The sequence below is a fragment of the Xenorhabdus sp. SGI246 genome (assembly GCF_040838225.1).
In the GTDB taxonomy this organism is placed as follows: domain Bacteria; phylum Pseudomonadota; class Gammaproteobacteria; order Enterobacterales; family Enterobacteriaceae; genus Xenorhabdus; species Xenorhabdus indica.
On sequence record NZ_JBFPEZ010000003.1, the window covers coordinates 43,781 to 57,722 of the forward strand.

Here is a 13,942-nt window from a genome sequence, read left to right on the forward strand (position 1 = left end):
CTTCTACCGTGATTTATTCCGTGGTAACGGGCCGTTGACAGTATTACTTTGCAGTAATAGAGAAAAGTTCTTGCTCTGTTTTGCACAGAGGTAATCCGCCTTCAGTGTGTACTTTCACCAACCACGGTTGTGCTAAACCCGCTTGTTCAAGCTGTGTTTTTTGTAATAATACTGTCTCAGGCTTGCCGGAACTTATCATCTCCCCATTTGCCAGCACATATAACCCATCACAAATCTGGTAGATTAAGTCTATGTCGTGACTGGAAATAATGATCCGTTTTCCCTCAGTAGCAATCGTATTGATAATATCTAACATTTGTTGACGACCAGCAGGATCAAGTCCCGCCGTTGGTTCATCCAGTAACAAATAATCAAACTCCATGACCAGCGCTCCTGCAATAGCCACGCGTTTTTTCTGACCAAAACTCAAATATTGAATCGGTTTATTGCGAAAAGTATGTGCATTTACTCGTATCAACGCATATTCAATCCTGCGTTGTATCTCAGTTTCATCAATTCCCAGGTTACGTAAACTAAAAGCAAGATCGCTTTCGATATCGGTATAAAAAATTTGTTGGTCAGGGTCCTGAAACACGGTGACAACCCGCTGACGTAAGTCCATCAACCCTTTTTTGCTGTAATCCAAAGGAGCATTATTCCACCAGACTGCCCCTTTTTGTGGACGCAAGATGCCGGAAAGATTCATTAGTAAAGTTGACTTACCACAACCATTCGCCCCGATAATTCCCGTGACTTGGTAGCGATTAAAATCAAGTGTCAAACCTTTCAATATGGGTTCATCCTGATAACTGAAATACAGTGACCGAGTTTCTAACATATTGTCCCCTCCTGTTTTTCCTATCCATGTTTTCCAACCTTTATCCTATGTTTCCTATAACCTCTTATATCCTCAATTCATGCACATCATTCATAGAATTCATGCTCTTCATTCATAAATGAAAATCACCCTGATATAACTTGAGTTCCAATGCCACACTCATTTGCTGATAACGACTCATCACACGCGCAAACAACATGCTGATCAACATTGCCAGTGATCGGTAACTTGTTCGTAAAGAGCGATAACCGAACCGCAGTGATTGCGCATGATGAATCGCTACCGCTTCCTCCAAAAAGATAAAAATAAAGCGCCACGTCAGAAGGATTTGTTCAATCAGCAGATGAGGAACGCGGCAAAATTTAAGTAACTTGATCATCTGTTCAAAGGGCATATTCATCATGAACCAAAATGTTGCAGATAACGCAGCAAGGCTACGCCAGAGAGTTTGGTTAGCTATCTGAATGCCTTGCTGATCAATGCCGAGCCAGTATTGTCCAACTCGGAATCCCCATAGCAAGCTCTCCGGCTGAGTGCCTGCGGACAACACTATGGCAACTAAGCCAAATACCAGAAATCCGATGGGGATTAACAGCCATTTCAGGTAACGCAGCAAACTGATCCGCAGCAGATAGCAAGTCAATAAGGCAAGACCAATTAACAACAGGGATTGCCATAGCGGAGAAAGTACCATTGCCAAAGTCATAAACAGGAGATACAGGGCGAATTTCGCCCTGGGATCTTTATCACACCAACGGCTCTGGTAGCTGAGCTTATCTATTCCGATCATGTTCTTTCCGTTTACGGTGATAATAGCCAAAAATGTAGAAAATCACGGCTGTCCCCAAACTTCCCTGTAAGGTGAACAGCAGGCTTTCAATTTCACCACTGGCAGGTTTATATAAGGATTCAAACCATGGCGTATAATGTGGTGCTATTTCCATGATTTGGGCTTCTGCCTGACCATCTGCCCCGCCGAACTCCCCTCCATGTTCAATAAAAAATGGGATAATGCACAATGCCGCAACAAGGGCCAGTAATATCAACGTTTTTTTCATTTTCCACACTCCTGCTCATTGACGGTATCTAGAAACTGCGAGCCTGAATTAATTGTCTTTTTACGAGTTGGTCATAAATCAGTACGGTCAGTAATCCTTCAGCCACTGCGATAGGAAGTTGAGTCATACAGAAAATACCCATGAATTTGAGGATTGCCGCTCCCATACCCAGTTGTGGATCAGGAAAAGCGACACCTAACTGAATGGAAGTGACGGCATAAGTGACAATATCGGCGACAAAGGCACAGAAAAAGACACCAACATCTTTGCGCACTCCTACTTTGCAGGAGAAACGCCATATCAAATATCCTACCAATGGCCCAATCACTGCCATTGACATCCCGTTAGCGCCTAACGTAGTGATACCACCGTGCGCCAGTAATAAAGCCTGAAACAGCAACACAATTGCGCCAAGCACTGCTACAACGGAAGGACCGAACAAAATCACTGCTAATGCCACACCGGTTGGATGTGAACAGCTTCCGGTAACAGAAGGAATTTTTAAGGCAGAAAGGACAAAAATAAAGGCGCCACACAGTGCCAGCAAAACTTTCTGGTTGCTCTCCTCTTGGACAATTTGGCGTAACTTTACCAACCCTGCCGCCAGAAAAGGCAGAAAAGCCAGCCACCATGCCACAGCCCACATTGGAGGTAAGAAACCTTCCATGACATGCATCGCGAAAACTTCTTGCGGTGCCATCACCAAAAACAGTGCAATAATTGCGCCAAGTAACGAAAATCTTGTCAGTTTCTGTTGCATAACTCACCTCGATAATTGCCAGTTTTTATTAATCAAAATCGTTGAAAAATAAGATAATTCTTGCCTGCATTCTTTTTCACTGAGAGACAATGTGGTGAGATCGCGCCAACATTGCTCAGTCGGCAAAGTGGCATCAGCCATCATCAGTGCATGTTCTAAGAGATTGTGACGTTGTAACAAATTATGGATCAGCGGAAAGCGTGAATAGACTTTCATCAGAACAAGGCAATCGTGATTAAGCAATGCTTGCTCCAGAACTGTTTCAGAAGCGGTACAGGAAATAACCGCTAATGTTTGATCTTCCATTGCCAGAGGCATCATGCTGGCTGCGGCAATAGCAGAAAATGAGCTGATACCCGGTACTATTTCCAGCCACGGTGGTGCCGTCCATGCAGGAGAGTTCATTTGTTCCGATACCAGCCGCTGTAACAGAAATACCCATGTACTAAACAGCATCGGATCGCCCAACGTGATAAAACCGACTTTCCTGCCATTCGCCACTTCCTCTTTTAAAACCTGTGCGACTTCATCCCACACCGCTTTTTTTGCGGCCATGTCCGCTTTCATTAAAAAGTGATAAGTGAAAACTTCGGTTTTCGGTGAAAGGTATTCTTCAATAATGGAGTGAGCCAGGCTTTTGGCTCCTTTCTTTCCTGTTGGGGTATAAATCACATCGAGTTCAGAAAGAATACGTACTGCCCGTACAGTAACCAGATCACTGGCTCCGGGGCCAACGCCCATAACATACAGCTTTCCTGCTGTGACTTGTTTATCTTCTACTTGTTCGTTCATAAGACTTTCTCCTGATCACTCAGTGCGTCAGCAAGGTGATCGACAAACATCTGCCGAATCATCGGGTTTTCTCCCAATCCTTGTAACCGGGGAACAGCGATTATTCCTGCTTTCTCCAACTGTGATTTCCAGGAGTCCTCTTCATCTGAAGCCATGTCATTGATGGCATGATCGCCTGCCACCAACATCAATGGCATCAAATAAACCTTATGAATCCTTTGCTCTTTTAATCCTTTTATGATCAAAGGAAGTTCGGGATAGCTTTCAACCGCACCAACCCGCGCCGGAAAATGGTAATGGTTCATCAGGTGATCAAGACAGGCGTAGGCAGAAAAAGCATGGTGCGCTGTACCGTGTCCCATAAAGACGACACATTCATTTTCTGCCAATAAAGGAAGCTGATGACGCAATGCCTGCATCAATTGCAGGTAGTCATCAAAATGGCTGAGTAATGGTGTGCCCAATACTAAGCGCTTAAAACGAGGGCGAAATTTTTCAACTTCACGCAGCACTTTTTCATACTCATCACCATTAATGATATGCAGACATTGAACAGCAACATCGTTATAACCTGCGTGATGCAATCGGGTCAGCGCATCATGGGGAGTATCAATATAAATGTTATCGCGCTGGCGTAATTTTCGAATGATCATGCCAGAGGTAAATGCCCGAAATAGATCCCTGTCTGGAAACACTGATGCCAACTGTTGCTCACAGGCTTCAATGTTGTTTTTTAACGTTTCGGGATAACTGGTTCCGAAACTTATCACCAATAATGCCTTTTTCATTTCGCTTTTCCTTATTGGTTTATTGACACATAGGTCTATTTACATGGGAAAATTCGCCAATAATTGCCCCATTTCTTCCAATCCATTGGCTTGCGTGATCCCCTCACCTTCAAATTGCTGCTTTGGACGACAGAGCACAATGCAGGGCAGACCGAGAGAAAGACATGGTTCCACTTTCTCCATAAAACCACCCTGATCACCAGATTCTTTGGTTATCACGACTTCTGCCTGACAAAATTGGTAAAATGACCGGTTAAAATCGGCACTGAATGGGCCTTTCAGGGCAAAGATCTGATCGACCGATAAACCACAAGATTCACACATTGCCAAAACGTCTGCTGTTGGCAAGACACGGGCCAACACCGTTTTTCCTTTCAGGTGAGACACATAGTCAGCCAATTGTTTACTGCCCGTTGTCAGCAAAATACGCGTTCCCAGATTGACCGCTACTTCGCAAGCTTGCTCAATAGTTGTCACTTTGTAGATGAGAGGATGTGTAACCGCATCAATGTCACTGGGACGGATATAACGAATAAGAGGGAGTCCCAACTTTTGGCAGGCGCTGACAATGTTTTGACTTAACCGTTCGGCGTAAGGATGAGACGCATCAATGACCCTTTTTATCCCGCGCTGTTGCAGATACTCAACCATAGCCTCAGCTTCCATCCTGCCGGTAACAATTTCACCACGAATTCCCATCGCCTGCTGTACCCCGGTGGGTGTAGCCACCGACAGGCAATAATCTATGCCGGCAGTATCCATCATCACGCAAATCTGGCGGGCATCACTTGTGCCGCCAAAAATTTGGATCAGTGGCCGTTTCATAACTTGTACCCTCTCGGTGTGATCATCAGCCCATCACGTATATAAGTTGACTGATTACCCACGATCACCAGGCTGCGCATATCAACACGGGAAAAATCCATTGAGCCAAAAGTTGTCAACCATTTATCTTCATGTTTACGTCCCGCCGCTTTCACCACCCCCACGGGGGTTTCCGCCGATTTCCACGGAGCCATCAAAGAAAATGCCCGTGCCAGATGTTCTTCCCGTCCACGGCTGCGCGGATTATAAAAACAGACCACAAAATCAGCCTCTGCTGCCGCCCGTACCCGTTTCTCGATCAATTCCCACGGTGTCAGCAGATCGCTCAGGCTGATATGACAAAAGTCATGCATTAACGGCGCACCAAGCAAAGCAGCACAAGCGGTACTTGCCGTCACTCCTGCTACCAGCCTGACTTCGACATTGCGCTTTTGCTGGCTGACCAACTCCAGAATCAAACCAGCCATGCCATAAATACCCGCATCACCGCTACAAACCACCGCCACGTTTTTACCCTGTTCGGCTAGCTCAATAGCGGTCTGACAGCGTTCAATCTCTTTACACATGCCAGTTTTGATAATTTCTTTATCGCCTACCAGTGGCTTCACTAAATGGGTATAGGTTTTGTAACCGACCACGATATCAGCCGCTTTCAATGCAGCAATTGCTTCCTGCGTCATCATGGCTTCGCTGCCGGGACCAATTCCAATGACAGTTAACATAGATGCAATACTCCTAATGTGATGGTGACGCCCTGCTCACGCAGGGTATGGCCAACCAGATGACCCTGGCTCATTAACCAAGCCACAGGTTGGGAGACACAACCTATGCCTACCGTTTTGCGGACAAACTCAGAAACCGGGAATGTTTGTTCACACTCGGCAAGCTGATTAACAGAAAAGGTTTGGAATGGAATTTGACGTTCTTGCGCCAATTGGATGAGCGCAGATTCGTTTTTTTTCAATTCGATACTGCCGACGGCTTTTAACGCCAAAGGTTCAAGGTTATGTTCCCGCAGATGGCGTTCCAATAATGCGGTGAGCCGTTCAGCTTCAACTCCCCGTCGGCAACCGATTCCTGCAACGATACGACGAGGAATTAATTTAAAAGTGGGGATTGCCAGTGCCAGATTTGTCCGTTCATAACTGACGTATACCAGAGCGTCCAGCTCAGGCCGATCTTCCAGAGCGTCAACCGGAATGAACCCGCGTGTGTCATAGCGTTTTTTTTCATCGTGCAAATTGGGATGCCACCAAATTCCTACCCGCTTGCCATTGACCAGCATTTGATTAACGGCTTTGACATTGGCACGGAAATTCTCCATTTTTCCATCAACTTGTTGTGATAACAGATCCAGTGCCGCGACCTGATTGACATCTGTTGCAGTGGTAATCACCGCCTGACCATCAAGAATATCTGCAATCTGTTGTGCCAGTTTATTCGCGCCTCCCATATGTCCCGATAATAAGCTGATAGCAAACTGGCCTTTCTCATCCAGCACGACAACGGCTGGATCGGTCATTTTATCCTTGAGTAAGGGAGCGATGACCCGAATGGCGATCCCCGTTGCACCAATCATGATCAACGCGTCATATTGAGTGAAAACTTGACGTACCGTACTGGCAAAACCGCCTTCAAACGGGATGAATCTGCTATCTGCATTCACCAGTTCAGGGGAAGTGAAACAATCCATTGCGAAATGGGATTGCAGACGACGAGCTAACGCGATGCCACCTTCTGTCAGGCAAAACAAGGCATATTCTTTGTCAGGTGACATAGAGTTAAGTGGCCTTGTCATTTTATTAGGCACTGTTACGTCAAATGCTATTGCGTCAGATGCCATTGCATTATCTGTCATTAGCTCAGGCATTATGTCAGGCGCTACGGTATTCATGGCTGAACCTCGCATCGTACAGTTTCGAATAGTGATACTCTTCCCCAAGAAAAGCCCCTACCAGAATCAAGGCCGTTTTACGAATGCCTGCGCTACGTACCTGTTCAGCTATCGTCTCTAATGTCCCCCGCACAATCTGACAATCTGGCCAGGTTGCTTTGTAAACCACAGCAACCGGGGTTTCCTGCGCATATCCGCCCTCAATCAATCGCGCAACAACCTTTGTAATGTTCTGTACCGAAAGGAAGATCGCCATTGAAGTTTGATGAGCGGCGAAAGATTCCAGCGTTTCCCGTGGCGGCATCGGGGTTCTGCCCTCCATCCGGGTGATAATCAAACTTTGTGCGACTTCGGGCACGGTGTATTCCACTCCCAATTGCGCCGCGGCGCCAAGAAATGAACTCACGCCGGGCACAGAAACAAAACCAATGGCATGATTTGCCAGTTCTTCCGCCTGTTCACGGATGGAACCAAACAGCGACAAATCTCCTGTTTGCAGGCGAACCACCAATTTTCCCGCTTTCACGCCATTCACCATCAATGCCGTGATTTCCGATAACGTCAGCTTCGCGCTGTCATGGCATTCGGCATCTGCACGGCAATACTCCAGTAATTCCCGATTAATCAGCGAACCGGCATAAATCACCACTTGAGCCTGACGTAATAATTGATACCCTTTCAGGGTAATCAGACCCTTATCTCCCGGCCCTGCACCAACAAACCAGACTTTATCGGTATCAAAACTGGCGCTATTCATGTATTCAGGCATCGTCCCGCTCCTTTTGCCAATCCCTCTCTTGCACTTGCGCAAAATCTTTCTGACAGGACAACAAATAAGTGGGATTGTTAGGTTTGAAATAATGTCCTTGCCCTAATGCCGTCAGTTCTCCCACCTGAATTTCACGCCCATCCAGCGCTGTCACCCGACAAGATTTCAGATGCGACAACGCTTGCGTGAAGTTTTCCAGCAGGATAAAAGTCATTACCAAACGTCCACCGGAATTCAGGTGCAATAACGCCCAATCAATGATTTCGGTCAGATGTCCGCCCGTTCCGCCAATGAAGATAGCATCCGCAATGTTGTCTAATGGCATAGGGGCAACTCCTGACTGGATGCAGATCTTATGGCAGCCAAAATGCTGAATATTCTCAGCAAGGAGTGACAGGGCATCTTCTTTACGTTCAATAGCGAGGATATCCAATGCGGGATAACGCAATGCCGCTTCAATACTGACGCTGCCAGTACCTGCACCAACATCAATAAAACGACCGGCTTTTTCCAGCTCCAGTCGTTCTAACGCCAGCACTCTAACGACTTCTTTGGTCATTGGGATACGATGACCGCGCAAAAACAGTTCATCTTTCATCAGGATCACCATTTAAAATCACCACGACATTCAGGCCATAATTAATCTCGCCGCGTTGCACGACTTCTTCTGCGGCCAGACAAGTAATTTGCTCATGTTCATGGGATAAATTTTTACCAATCACCATGCGACGTTGCTGTCCTCGCGCCAGAATTTCTTGCGCAATCTGGTAGGGACCAATGATGTCATCCGTTACCATGGCGATTTTTTCGTGTTGAAGCAGCCAGTCAAAATCCGGTTTGCGCCCGTGGCTACTGGTGAGGTAAATATCGTTCATATCTAACAAAATTTGGGCGCACAAATATTGGATCGAGCTGATACCAGAGATAATGCGGATATTTTGTCTGCCCGCATTTTGCTCGCCAGTATGTAGTCCAGGGATATGTAACCCAGAAAAATGTTCGGTAATTCGCTTGCCAATGCCATAAAAGAGCGGATCGCCCGAAGCCAGCACAACAATTTGCCGATGCTGATTCCGTTCAAGCCACTGCATTAATCCATCTACATCAGCATTCACACGACGGGTTTCCCCATTAAAATAGGGAAATTCATCAAGATGGCGTTTTCCTCCGACCAAGACTTCTGCCTGCCTGATTGCCTCTAACGCAGCTAACGTTTGGTTTGCAGTGGCACCTGGGCCAATACCCACAACAGTAATCATCAGCAACCCTCCATAAAATCCTTCACTATTTCGTCTACAGGCCGATTGCAGCCCAACACCTGATTATCAAAGGAGAACAGAATGGCATCGCACTGTGGCTTGCCTTTGGCGAAACGCAACATTTGATCGATACGCCCACAGATTTTCCGGGCAATTTGTTGATGCACAGCCTGCCAACCCTGCTCTGCAATCAACTCAATCGCTGCTTCAGTGGTATCACATTGATCCACTGCCTGAATCAGTTCGAAAGGGGCTCCCATCAAGGCCAGATTAGCGATCAGCGTTTCCATGCGGCCATCTGCAATATGGCTGTGGGTATGAAAAATACCGGCGGCGATTTTTATCAATTTGCCGACATGCCCTACCAGCATGACATGGCGAAACTCCAAACGTACCGCTTCTTGCAACATATAACCGACAAAATTGCTCATTGTGACGACATAATTGGCATCAATACCCAACTGCTGACTGACAAAACGCTCACCGTGATTTCCCGGCACAAAAATAATGCGATCCAGCCCGCTGGCACGTTTAGTCTCTAATTCCAGCGCCAGAGAACGTTTCCAACTCTCTTCCGACATTGGCATCACTATGCCCGTCGTACCGATAATCGAAATTCCGCCCTTAATACCTAATCTGTCGTTATAGGTTTGCTTTGCCCGTTCTTCACCTTCAGGGGCAAAGATGACGATATCCGCCCCACGGTTCGGCCCAATCGCCTCCCGCACCCCTTCTTCAATGGTGTGGCGTGGGGTTTTATTGATAGCCGCCCAACCAATAGGCAAACCCACGCCTACCCGCGTAACCCTGCCAATACCTTCACCACCATCCAGCGTGATCACTCCACTGTCATTCAGGGAAACACGGGCAAAAATCAACATACCGTGGGTTGCATCCACATCATCGCCACCATCTTTGCGGATAGCGGCAACCGCTTGCTGTCCTTCAATCAAAGGCTGTTCGACATTCAAGGCCAATGTGACACCGGAAGGCGTGACAATCGAAATCTGATGAATAATCTGCTGACGTAAAATCATTAACGCAGCCACGCGTGCGGCGGCTGTAGCACAAGATCCCGTGGTGTAGCCCTTGCGATACTGTTTTCCTCTGTGCCAAACCGTTCCGAGGTTATCAACGGGTTTATCATCATTCGATTTATCGCTGACTTCATTCATGCCTTACCTCCGGCATCCGGTATAAAATGGCATTGATAATAGCGGCGGCAATATTACTGCCTCCCTTGCGACCTTTTGCAGCAATGCAATTTAATCCGCTATGGATAAGGGCATTTTTTGATTCCTCTGCGCCAACAAACCCAACGGGCACACCAACAACAGCAATGGGTGTCACTGAATGTTCCATCAAACGAAACAACGCAGTCGGGGCGTTGCCAAAGACAAAAATCTTCTCCCCCGACTCTTGCAGGGCCAAATCGACTGCCGCCATTGAACGGGTAATTTGCTGTGCTTTTGCCATTTGAATGGTGCGGGGATCACTGACATAACAACGGCATTCACTACCGTACTGAGCCAGCCGGGCTTTATTGATGCCAGATAGCGCCATTGTCGTATCGGTATATAACGTACAACCACGTAATATACCGTCGCGAATAAAGCGCAAAACATCGGAAGAAAAATAGAGAATATCAAGCCAGTCAAAATCAGCAGTGGTATGGATCACCCGTTTGATCACAGCTTCTTGATCTGCATCGACAAAATGATAATCAGGGCGCAACTCGATAATAAGCCGGCTGATAATGTCAAAGCTATTTTGTTCAATCTGTTGGGGTTGTCGGATGTAATTGTTCATGTTGCTCTCTCCTTATACCGTCACACTGACCAAACTATGCAGCAGCGCAAACAACAGGAGTGCCATTACTGATGCCACTCTCATCATCTGAACAGACTGGGGAATGTCGTCAGGAGTGACCTCGCGCCTTGCATCACCAATCCACGGCTTGTCGACAAGTTGATTGAAGTAAACATTCGGCCCACCAAGACGGATGCCTAATGCCCCTGCCACAGTTGCTTCCGGCCAGCCACTATTGGGGCTACTGTGTTGATAACGATCACGCCAACCGATATGCAGCGCCTGCCGAAAATCTAACCCCTGCCATTTCGCTGCCATCGCCAGCAGTAACCAGCCCAAACGTGCAGGAACCCAGTTCGCCACATCATCCATACGCGCTGAAAACATCCCCAGTGCCCGATAACGGGGCGTTTTATAGCCCACCATTGAATCAAGGGTATTGATAGCTTTATAAGCCATGGCAAATGGAGCACCGCCAAGCATTAAGAAGAACAATGGTGCAATCACACCATCCACACTGTTTTCTGCTACAGTTTCAATCGTGGCACGGCTGATTTGTGGCATTTGCAATTGAGAAGTGTCCCGGCCGACAATTTTTGCAAGCTGTTCACGGCTGGCATTCAAATCCCCCTGATGCTGTTTTTTCTGACATAAAGCTTGATAAACATCATTTGCAGCATCACTCAGGCTACGTGCTGCCAACACGGTATAAATCAGCCAAATTTCAGCTAACCACCCTAGCCAAAATGTCACGCCATAGGCCAACTGCAAAACCCAATAGCTCGCTAACCAGGTGCTCCCCACGACTAACAACCATAGCAGTACGCCACCCCACTTCAGGCCAGTTTCTGACCGGAAAAACCGGCGGATAAGTTGCTCAGTCTGATTGATAAGTTGCCCTATCCAACGCACGGGATGCGGCCAATGAGGGGGATCACCCAATTTCATATCCAGAAGAAAAGCGGCAAACCACAATAAGACTGTCATAACAGCCTCCGTGCCATCATCAGCCAGCGATGGAGAAAATTAGGACGTTGGGCAAAATGGATATGCAGATAGCCCGCCAGCGTATTGCCGTTCTGGTAGCCGCCCTGCCAGCTTTTTTGCGTTTCTTTTGATGCCCCTTTAACACATTGAAAAACAGGCGGTTGAGACGTGATGAAATCCGAGTAATGGAATTCGTGCCCTCGCAGCATCCCTCCCTTAGCGACTAAAGGCGTATCACGCAGTGCAGTGGCTTCGCAGTAACCAAAGCGTTTCAGGTGATCGCCCATCCGGCTTTCACCGGCAATCAAGCCCACCATGTTATGCCGTACACCGTCAGCATCAATCAGGGCATCACCGAGATACATCAAACCACCGCATTCCGCATAAATGGGAATGCCTTTTTGATGCGCCTGACGTAATGCGGTATGTATGGCGTCGTTGGAAGATAAGGTTCGGGCATAAATTTCAGGGTATCCCCCACCCAAATAGATCATCTGACATTCAGGTAATTGGTGATCATGCAGAGGGCTGAAACGTTTGATAGTCACGCCTGCTTTTTCCAATAACAACAAGTTATCGGGATAATAGAAGTTGAATGCTTCATCTTCTGCCAGAGCCAGTGTCAAACCCTGCCCTATTAAGGGTTCGACCAGAGAGTCGATACTTCCTTTTGGTAAGGAAGATAACCGGGTTAGCGCCAGCAACTTATTCAAATCCACCGAGTTTTCAATCTGTTGAGCAAGACGAGACCAACACTCCTCGTGCTGATTTTTGTCATCGCACTGTTTGCCCTGTTCTTGTGCAGGGATCAGCCCAAGATGGCGGGAAGGAAGGGTAATCTCTGGCATAACAGGAAGCCGCCCCAAAACAGGAATACCGCAATACCCTTCAATTGCCTGTTTTAATAACTGGAAATGGCTATCCCGATTGACGCGGTTGATCAGCACTCCCACAATATTGACCGTCGGGTCGAATTGCTGAAATCCCATCACAGTAGCGGCAATTGAGGTAGAAACCGCTTTACCATCCACCAATAAAATCACCGGACAGTTAAGTTGTTTTGCCATCGCCGCACTGCTGCAATAATTGGGATCTGTGCCATAGCCATCGTATAACCCCATGACCCCTTCAATAACCGCAACGTCTTTATCGGACATAGCCTGGCTAAACAAACCATTCAGAATGGGTTCGGGAAGCATAAAAGCATCAAGATTACGCGAAACAATCCCTGTCACAGCGCGATGCCAACCACCATCCAGATAATCAGGCCCGATTTTGAACGGCTGTACCCGCAATGAACGGTTCATCAAGGCACGCATGATGCCCAACGTAACGGTTGTTTTACCGCATCCACTGCCTGTACCGGCGATGACAAAAGCATTTTTTTGTTGCATATGCTTACCCCAAAACATTCAAATCCTGTATTGGTGTTAAAATCGGACTTATTTTTAAGTCGGCATCGTTTTTAAGACGGTATAGCTTTTAAGACGATATTGATTTTTTAAAATCGCATGAGTATTAGGATCCTCAAGTAATATTCTCAATCATTGATATGTATCAAACAAAAGGGTTTTAATTCACTTTTGACAGAACAATTAATATTCCATGAACAGTCTGAAAATCAACAATTCATTCCCACCTGAACAAATAAGCCATGATTTAAAAAACAAGTTTCATGCAAGAATACAACAGGAAAATAAATTTATTTTCAAAATACACATTTTTCATCTTTATAAAAACATCCTTTATTATTTTTGTGATCTTGTTCATGGTTACTGATTTTTAAAAACTTTTTTTAGTTTAGATAAAATAAAAAATAATATAATCCAATAAATAAAAAGACAGGGAGAAACACATAATGCATTGAATTTAATCATATTTATTTTAACGAGAAAAAATACAATTCATTAATATGATAAAATTACTTTTATATGGGTAAATATTTTCAACAGATAACAAATTTCTACTTGAAAATTATTCATACTTAAAAATAAGAATATTGATATAAATCAAATTTACCTATCTTCTATTGAGATAATAATGATAAAAAAATTAAAACAGATATAAAAACCTTTTTAAGAATAAGAAAATATCATTAATAAAATAATGAATAAAAACATAGGCCAGAGTAAAGGCATCTTTTTTAAAATATAAAGAGCGACC

16 protein-coding genes are annotated in these 13,942 nt (G+C 45.8%); all 16 read right to left on the bottom strand.

Annotated features, from left to right (window positions below):
• Positions 1-43 precede the first annotated feature (43 nt).
• The 16 genes from ABLA85_RS01245 to ABLA85_RS01320 all read right to left on the bottom strand — a co-directional run bounded on the left by ABLA85_RS01245 (position 44) and on the right by ABLA85_RS01320 (position 13,173).
• Positions 44-838, bottom strand: coding sequence for an ATP-binding cassette domain-containing protein (locus ABLA85_RS01245; protein WP_367960661.1), 795 nt, complete (start codon positions 836-838; stop codon positions 44-46).
• A 112-nt stretch (positions 839-950) separates the two neighbouring features.
• On the bottom strand, positions 951-1,628 hold the full coding sequence (locus ABLA85_RS01250; RefSeq protein ID WP_367960662.1) for an energy-coupling factor ABC transporter transmembrane protein: 678 nt from the start codon (positions 1,626-1,628) through the stop codon (positions 951-953).
• On the bottom strand, positions 1,612-1,896 hold the full coding sequence (locus ABLA85_RS01255) for an energy-coupling factor ABC transporter substrate-binding protein (protein ID WP_367960663.1): 285 nt from the start codon (positions 1,894-1,896) through the stop codon (positions 1,612-1,614). The genes ABLA85_RS01250 and ABLA85_RS01255 overlap by 17 nt, the downstream gene beginning before the upstream one ends.
• Before the next feature lie 28 nt (positions 1,897-1,924).
• Positions 1,925-2,656, bottom strand: coding sequence for a cobalt ECF transporter S component CbiM (gene cbiM, locus ABLA85_RS01260; protein ID WP_367960664.1), 732 nt, complete (start codon positions 2,654-2,656; stop codon positions 1,925-1,927).
• A gap of 3 nt (positions 2,657-2,659) precedes the next feature.
• A complete protein-coding gene (locus ABLA85_RS01265; RefSeq protein ID WP_367960666.1) occupies positions 2,660-3,448 on the bottom strand; it encodes a cobalt-factor II C(20)-methyltransferase in 789 nt (262 codons plus the stop codon).
• Entirely contained in the window at positions 3,445-4,236 is a 792-nt protein-coding gene (locus ABLA85_RS01270; RefSeq protein WP_367960668.1) for a sirohydrochlorin cobaltochelatase, read from the bottom strand. Before ABLA85_RS01270 ends, ABLA85_RS01265 begins: the two co-directional genes overlap by 4 nt.
• 39 nt (positions 4,237-4,275) lie before the next feature.
• Positions 4,276-5,061, bottom strand: a complete 786-nt coding sequence (locus ABLA85_RS01275) for a cobalt-precorrin-6A reductase (protein WP_367960669.1) — start codon at positions 5,059-5,061, stop codon at positions 4,276-4,278.
• The gene (locus ABLA85_RS01280; RefSeq protein WP_047683756.1) at positions 5,058-5,783 is read right to left on the bottom strand and encodes a precorrin-3B C(17)-methyltransferase; all 726 of its coding nucleotides are present in this window, start codon (positions 5,781-5,783) and stop codon (positions 5,058-5,060) included. Before ABLA85_RS01280 ends, ABLA85_RS01275 begins: the two co-directional genes overlap by 4 nt.
• On the bottom strand, positions 5,777-6,859 hold the full coding sequence (cbiG, locus tag ABLA85_RS01285; RefSeq protein WP_367960704.1) for a cobalt-precorrin 5A hydrolase: 1,083 nt from the start codon (positions 6,857-6,859) through the stop codon (positions 5,777-5,779). The genes ABLA85_RS01280 and cbiG overlap by 7 nt, the downstream gene beginning before the upstream one ends.
• 76 nt (positions 6,860-6,935) lie before the next feature.
• The gene (locus ABLA85_RS01290) at positions 6,936-7,724 is read right to left on the bottom strand and encodes a cobalt-precorrin-4 methyltransferase (protein ID WP_367960671.1); all 789 of its coding nucleotides are present in this window, start codon (positions 7,722-7,724) and stop codon (positions 6,936-6,938) included.
• On the bottom strand, positions 7,717-8,322 hold the full coding sequence (locus tag ABLA85_RS01295) for a decarboxylating cobalt-precorrin-6B (C(15))-methyltransferase (protein ID WP_367960672.1): 606 nt from the start codon (positions 8,320-8,322) through the stop codon (positions 7,717-7,719). Before ABLA85_RS01295 ends, ABLA85_RS01290 begins: the two co-directional genes overlap by 8 nt.
• Entirely contained in the window at positions 8,312-8,983 is a 672-nt protein-coding gene (locus tag ABLA85_RS01300) for a cobalt-precorrin-7 (C(5))-methyltransferase (protein WP_367960674.1), read from the bottom strand. The genes ABLA85_RS01295 and ABLA85_RS01300 overlap by 11 nt, the downstream gene beginning before the upstream one ends.
• The gene (gene cbiD / locus ABLA85_RS01305; RefSeq protein WP_367960676.1) at positions 8,983-10,158 is read right to left on the bottom strand and encodes a cobalt-precorrin-5B (C(1))-methyltransferase CbiD; all 1,176 of its coding nucleotides are present in this window, start codon (positions 10,156-10,158) and stop codon (positions 8,983-8,985) included. Before cbiD ends, ABLA85_RS01300 begins: the two co-directional genes overlap by 1 nt.
• Positions 10,151-10,792 carry a cobalt-precorrin-8 methylmutase gene (locus ABLA85_RS01310; protein ID WP_367960678.1) on the bottom strand — a complete coding sequence of 214 codons (642 nt, stop codon included), beginning with the start codon at positions 10,790-10,792 and terminating at the stop codon, positions 10,151-10,153. Before ABLA85_RS01310 ends, cbiD begins: the two co-directional genes overlap by 8 nt.
• A 12-nt stretch (positions 10,793-10,804) precedes the next feature.
• Complete coding sequence (cbiB, locus tag ABLA85_RS01315) at positions 10,805-11,779, bottom strand: adenosylcobinamide-phosphate synthase CbiB (protein ID WP_367960680.1); 975 nt, start codon at positions 11,777-11,779, stop codon at positions 10,805-10,807.
• Positions 11,776-13,173, bottom strand: coding sequence for a cobyrinate a,c-diamide synthase (locus tag ABLA85_RS01320; protein WP_367960681.1), 1,398 nt, complete (start codon positions 13,171-13,173; stop codon positions 11,776-11,778). Before ABLA85_RS01320 ends, cbiB begins: the two co-directional genes overlap by 4 nt.
• Between the last annotated feature and the right edge of the window lie 769 nt (positions 13,174-13,942).

Coding starts and splice junctions, on each gene's coding strand:
- cbiG (WP_367960704.1), bottom strand. CDS start 6,859: ATGACAAGGCCACTTAACTCTATGTCACCTGACAAAGAATATGCCTTG.
- cbiM (WP_367960664.1), bottom strand. CDS start 2,656: ATGCAACAGAAACTGACAAGATTTTCGTTACTTGGCGCAATTATTGCA.
- ABLA85_RS01310 (WP_367960678.1), bottom strand. CDS start 10,792: ATGAACAATTACATCCGACAACCCCAACAGATTGAACAAAATAGCTTT.
- ABLA85_RS01270 (WP_367960668.1), bottom strand. CDS start 4,236: ATGAAAAAGGCATTATTGGTGATAAGTTTCGGAACCAGTTATCCCGAA.
- ABLA85_RS01255 (WP_367960663.1), bottom strand. CDS start 1,896: ATGAAAAAAACGTTGATATTACTGGCCCTTGTTGCGGCATTGTGCATT.
- cbiD (WP_367960676.1), bottom strand. CDS start 10,158: ATGAATGAAGTCAGCGATAAATCGAATGATGATAAACCCGTTGATAAC.
- ABLA85_RS01290 (WP_367960671.1), bottom strand. CDS start 7,724: ATGCCTGAATACATGAATAGCGCCAGTTTTGATACCGATAAAGTCTGG.
- ABLA85_RS01300 (WP_367960674.1), bottom strand. CDS start 8,983: ATGATTACTGTTGTGGGTATTGGCCCAGGTGCCACTGCAAACCAAACG.
- ABLA85_RS01320 (WP_367960681.1), bottom strand. CDS start 13,173: ATGCAACAAAAAAATGCTTTTGTCATCGCCGGTACAGGCAGTGGATGC.
- ABLA85_RS01245 (WP_367960661.1), bottom strand. CDS start 838: ATGTTAGAAACTCGGTCACTGTATTTCAGTTATCAGGATGAACCCATA.
- ABLA85_RS01275 (WP_367960669.1), bottom strand. CDS start 5,061: ATGAAACGGCCACTGATCCAAATTTTTGGCGGCACAAGTGATGCCCGC.
- ABLA85_RS01265 (WP_367960666.1), bottom strand. CDS start 3,448: ATGAACGAACAAGTAGAAGATAAACAAGTCACAGCAGGAAAGCTGTAT.
- ABLA85_RS01280 (WP_047683756.1), bottom strand. CDS start 5,783: ATGTTAACTGTCATTGGAATTGGTCCCGGCAGCGAAGCCATGATGACG.
- ABLA85_RS01295 (WP_367960672.1), bottom strand. CDS start 8,322: ATGAAAGATGAACTGTTTTTGCGCGGTCATCGTATCCCAATGACCAAA.
- ABLA85_RS01250 (WP_367960662.1), bottom strand. CDS start 1,628: ATGATCGGAATAGATAAGCTCAGCTACCAGAGCCGTTGGTGTGATAAA.
- cbiB (WP_367960680.1), bottom strand. CDS start 11,779: ATGACAGTCTTATTGTGGTTTGCCGCTTTTCTTCTGGATATGAAATTG.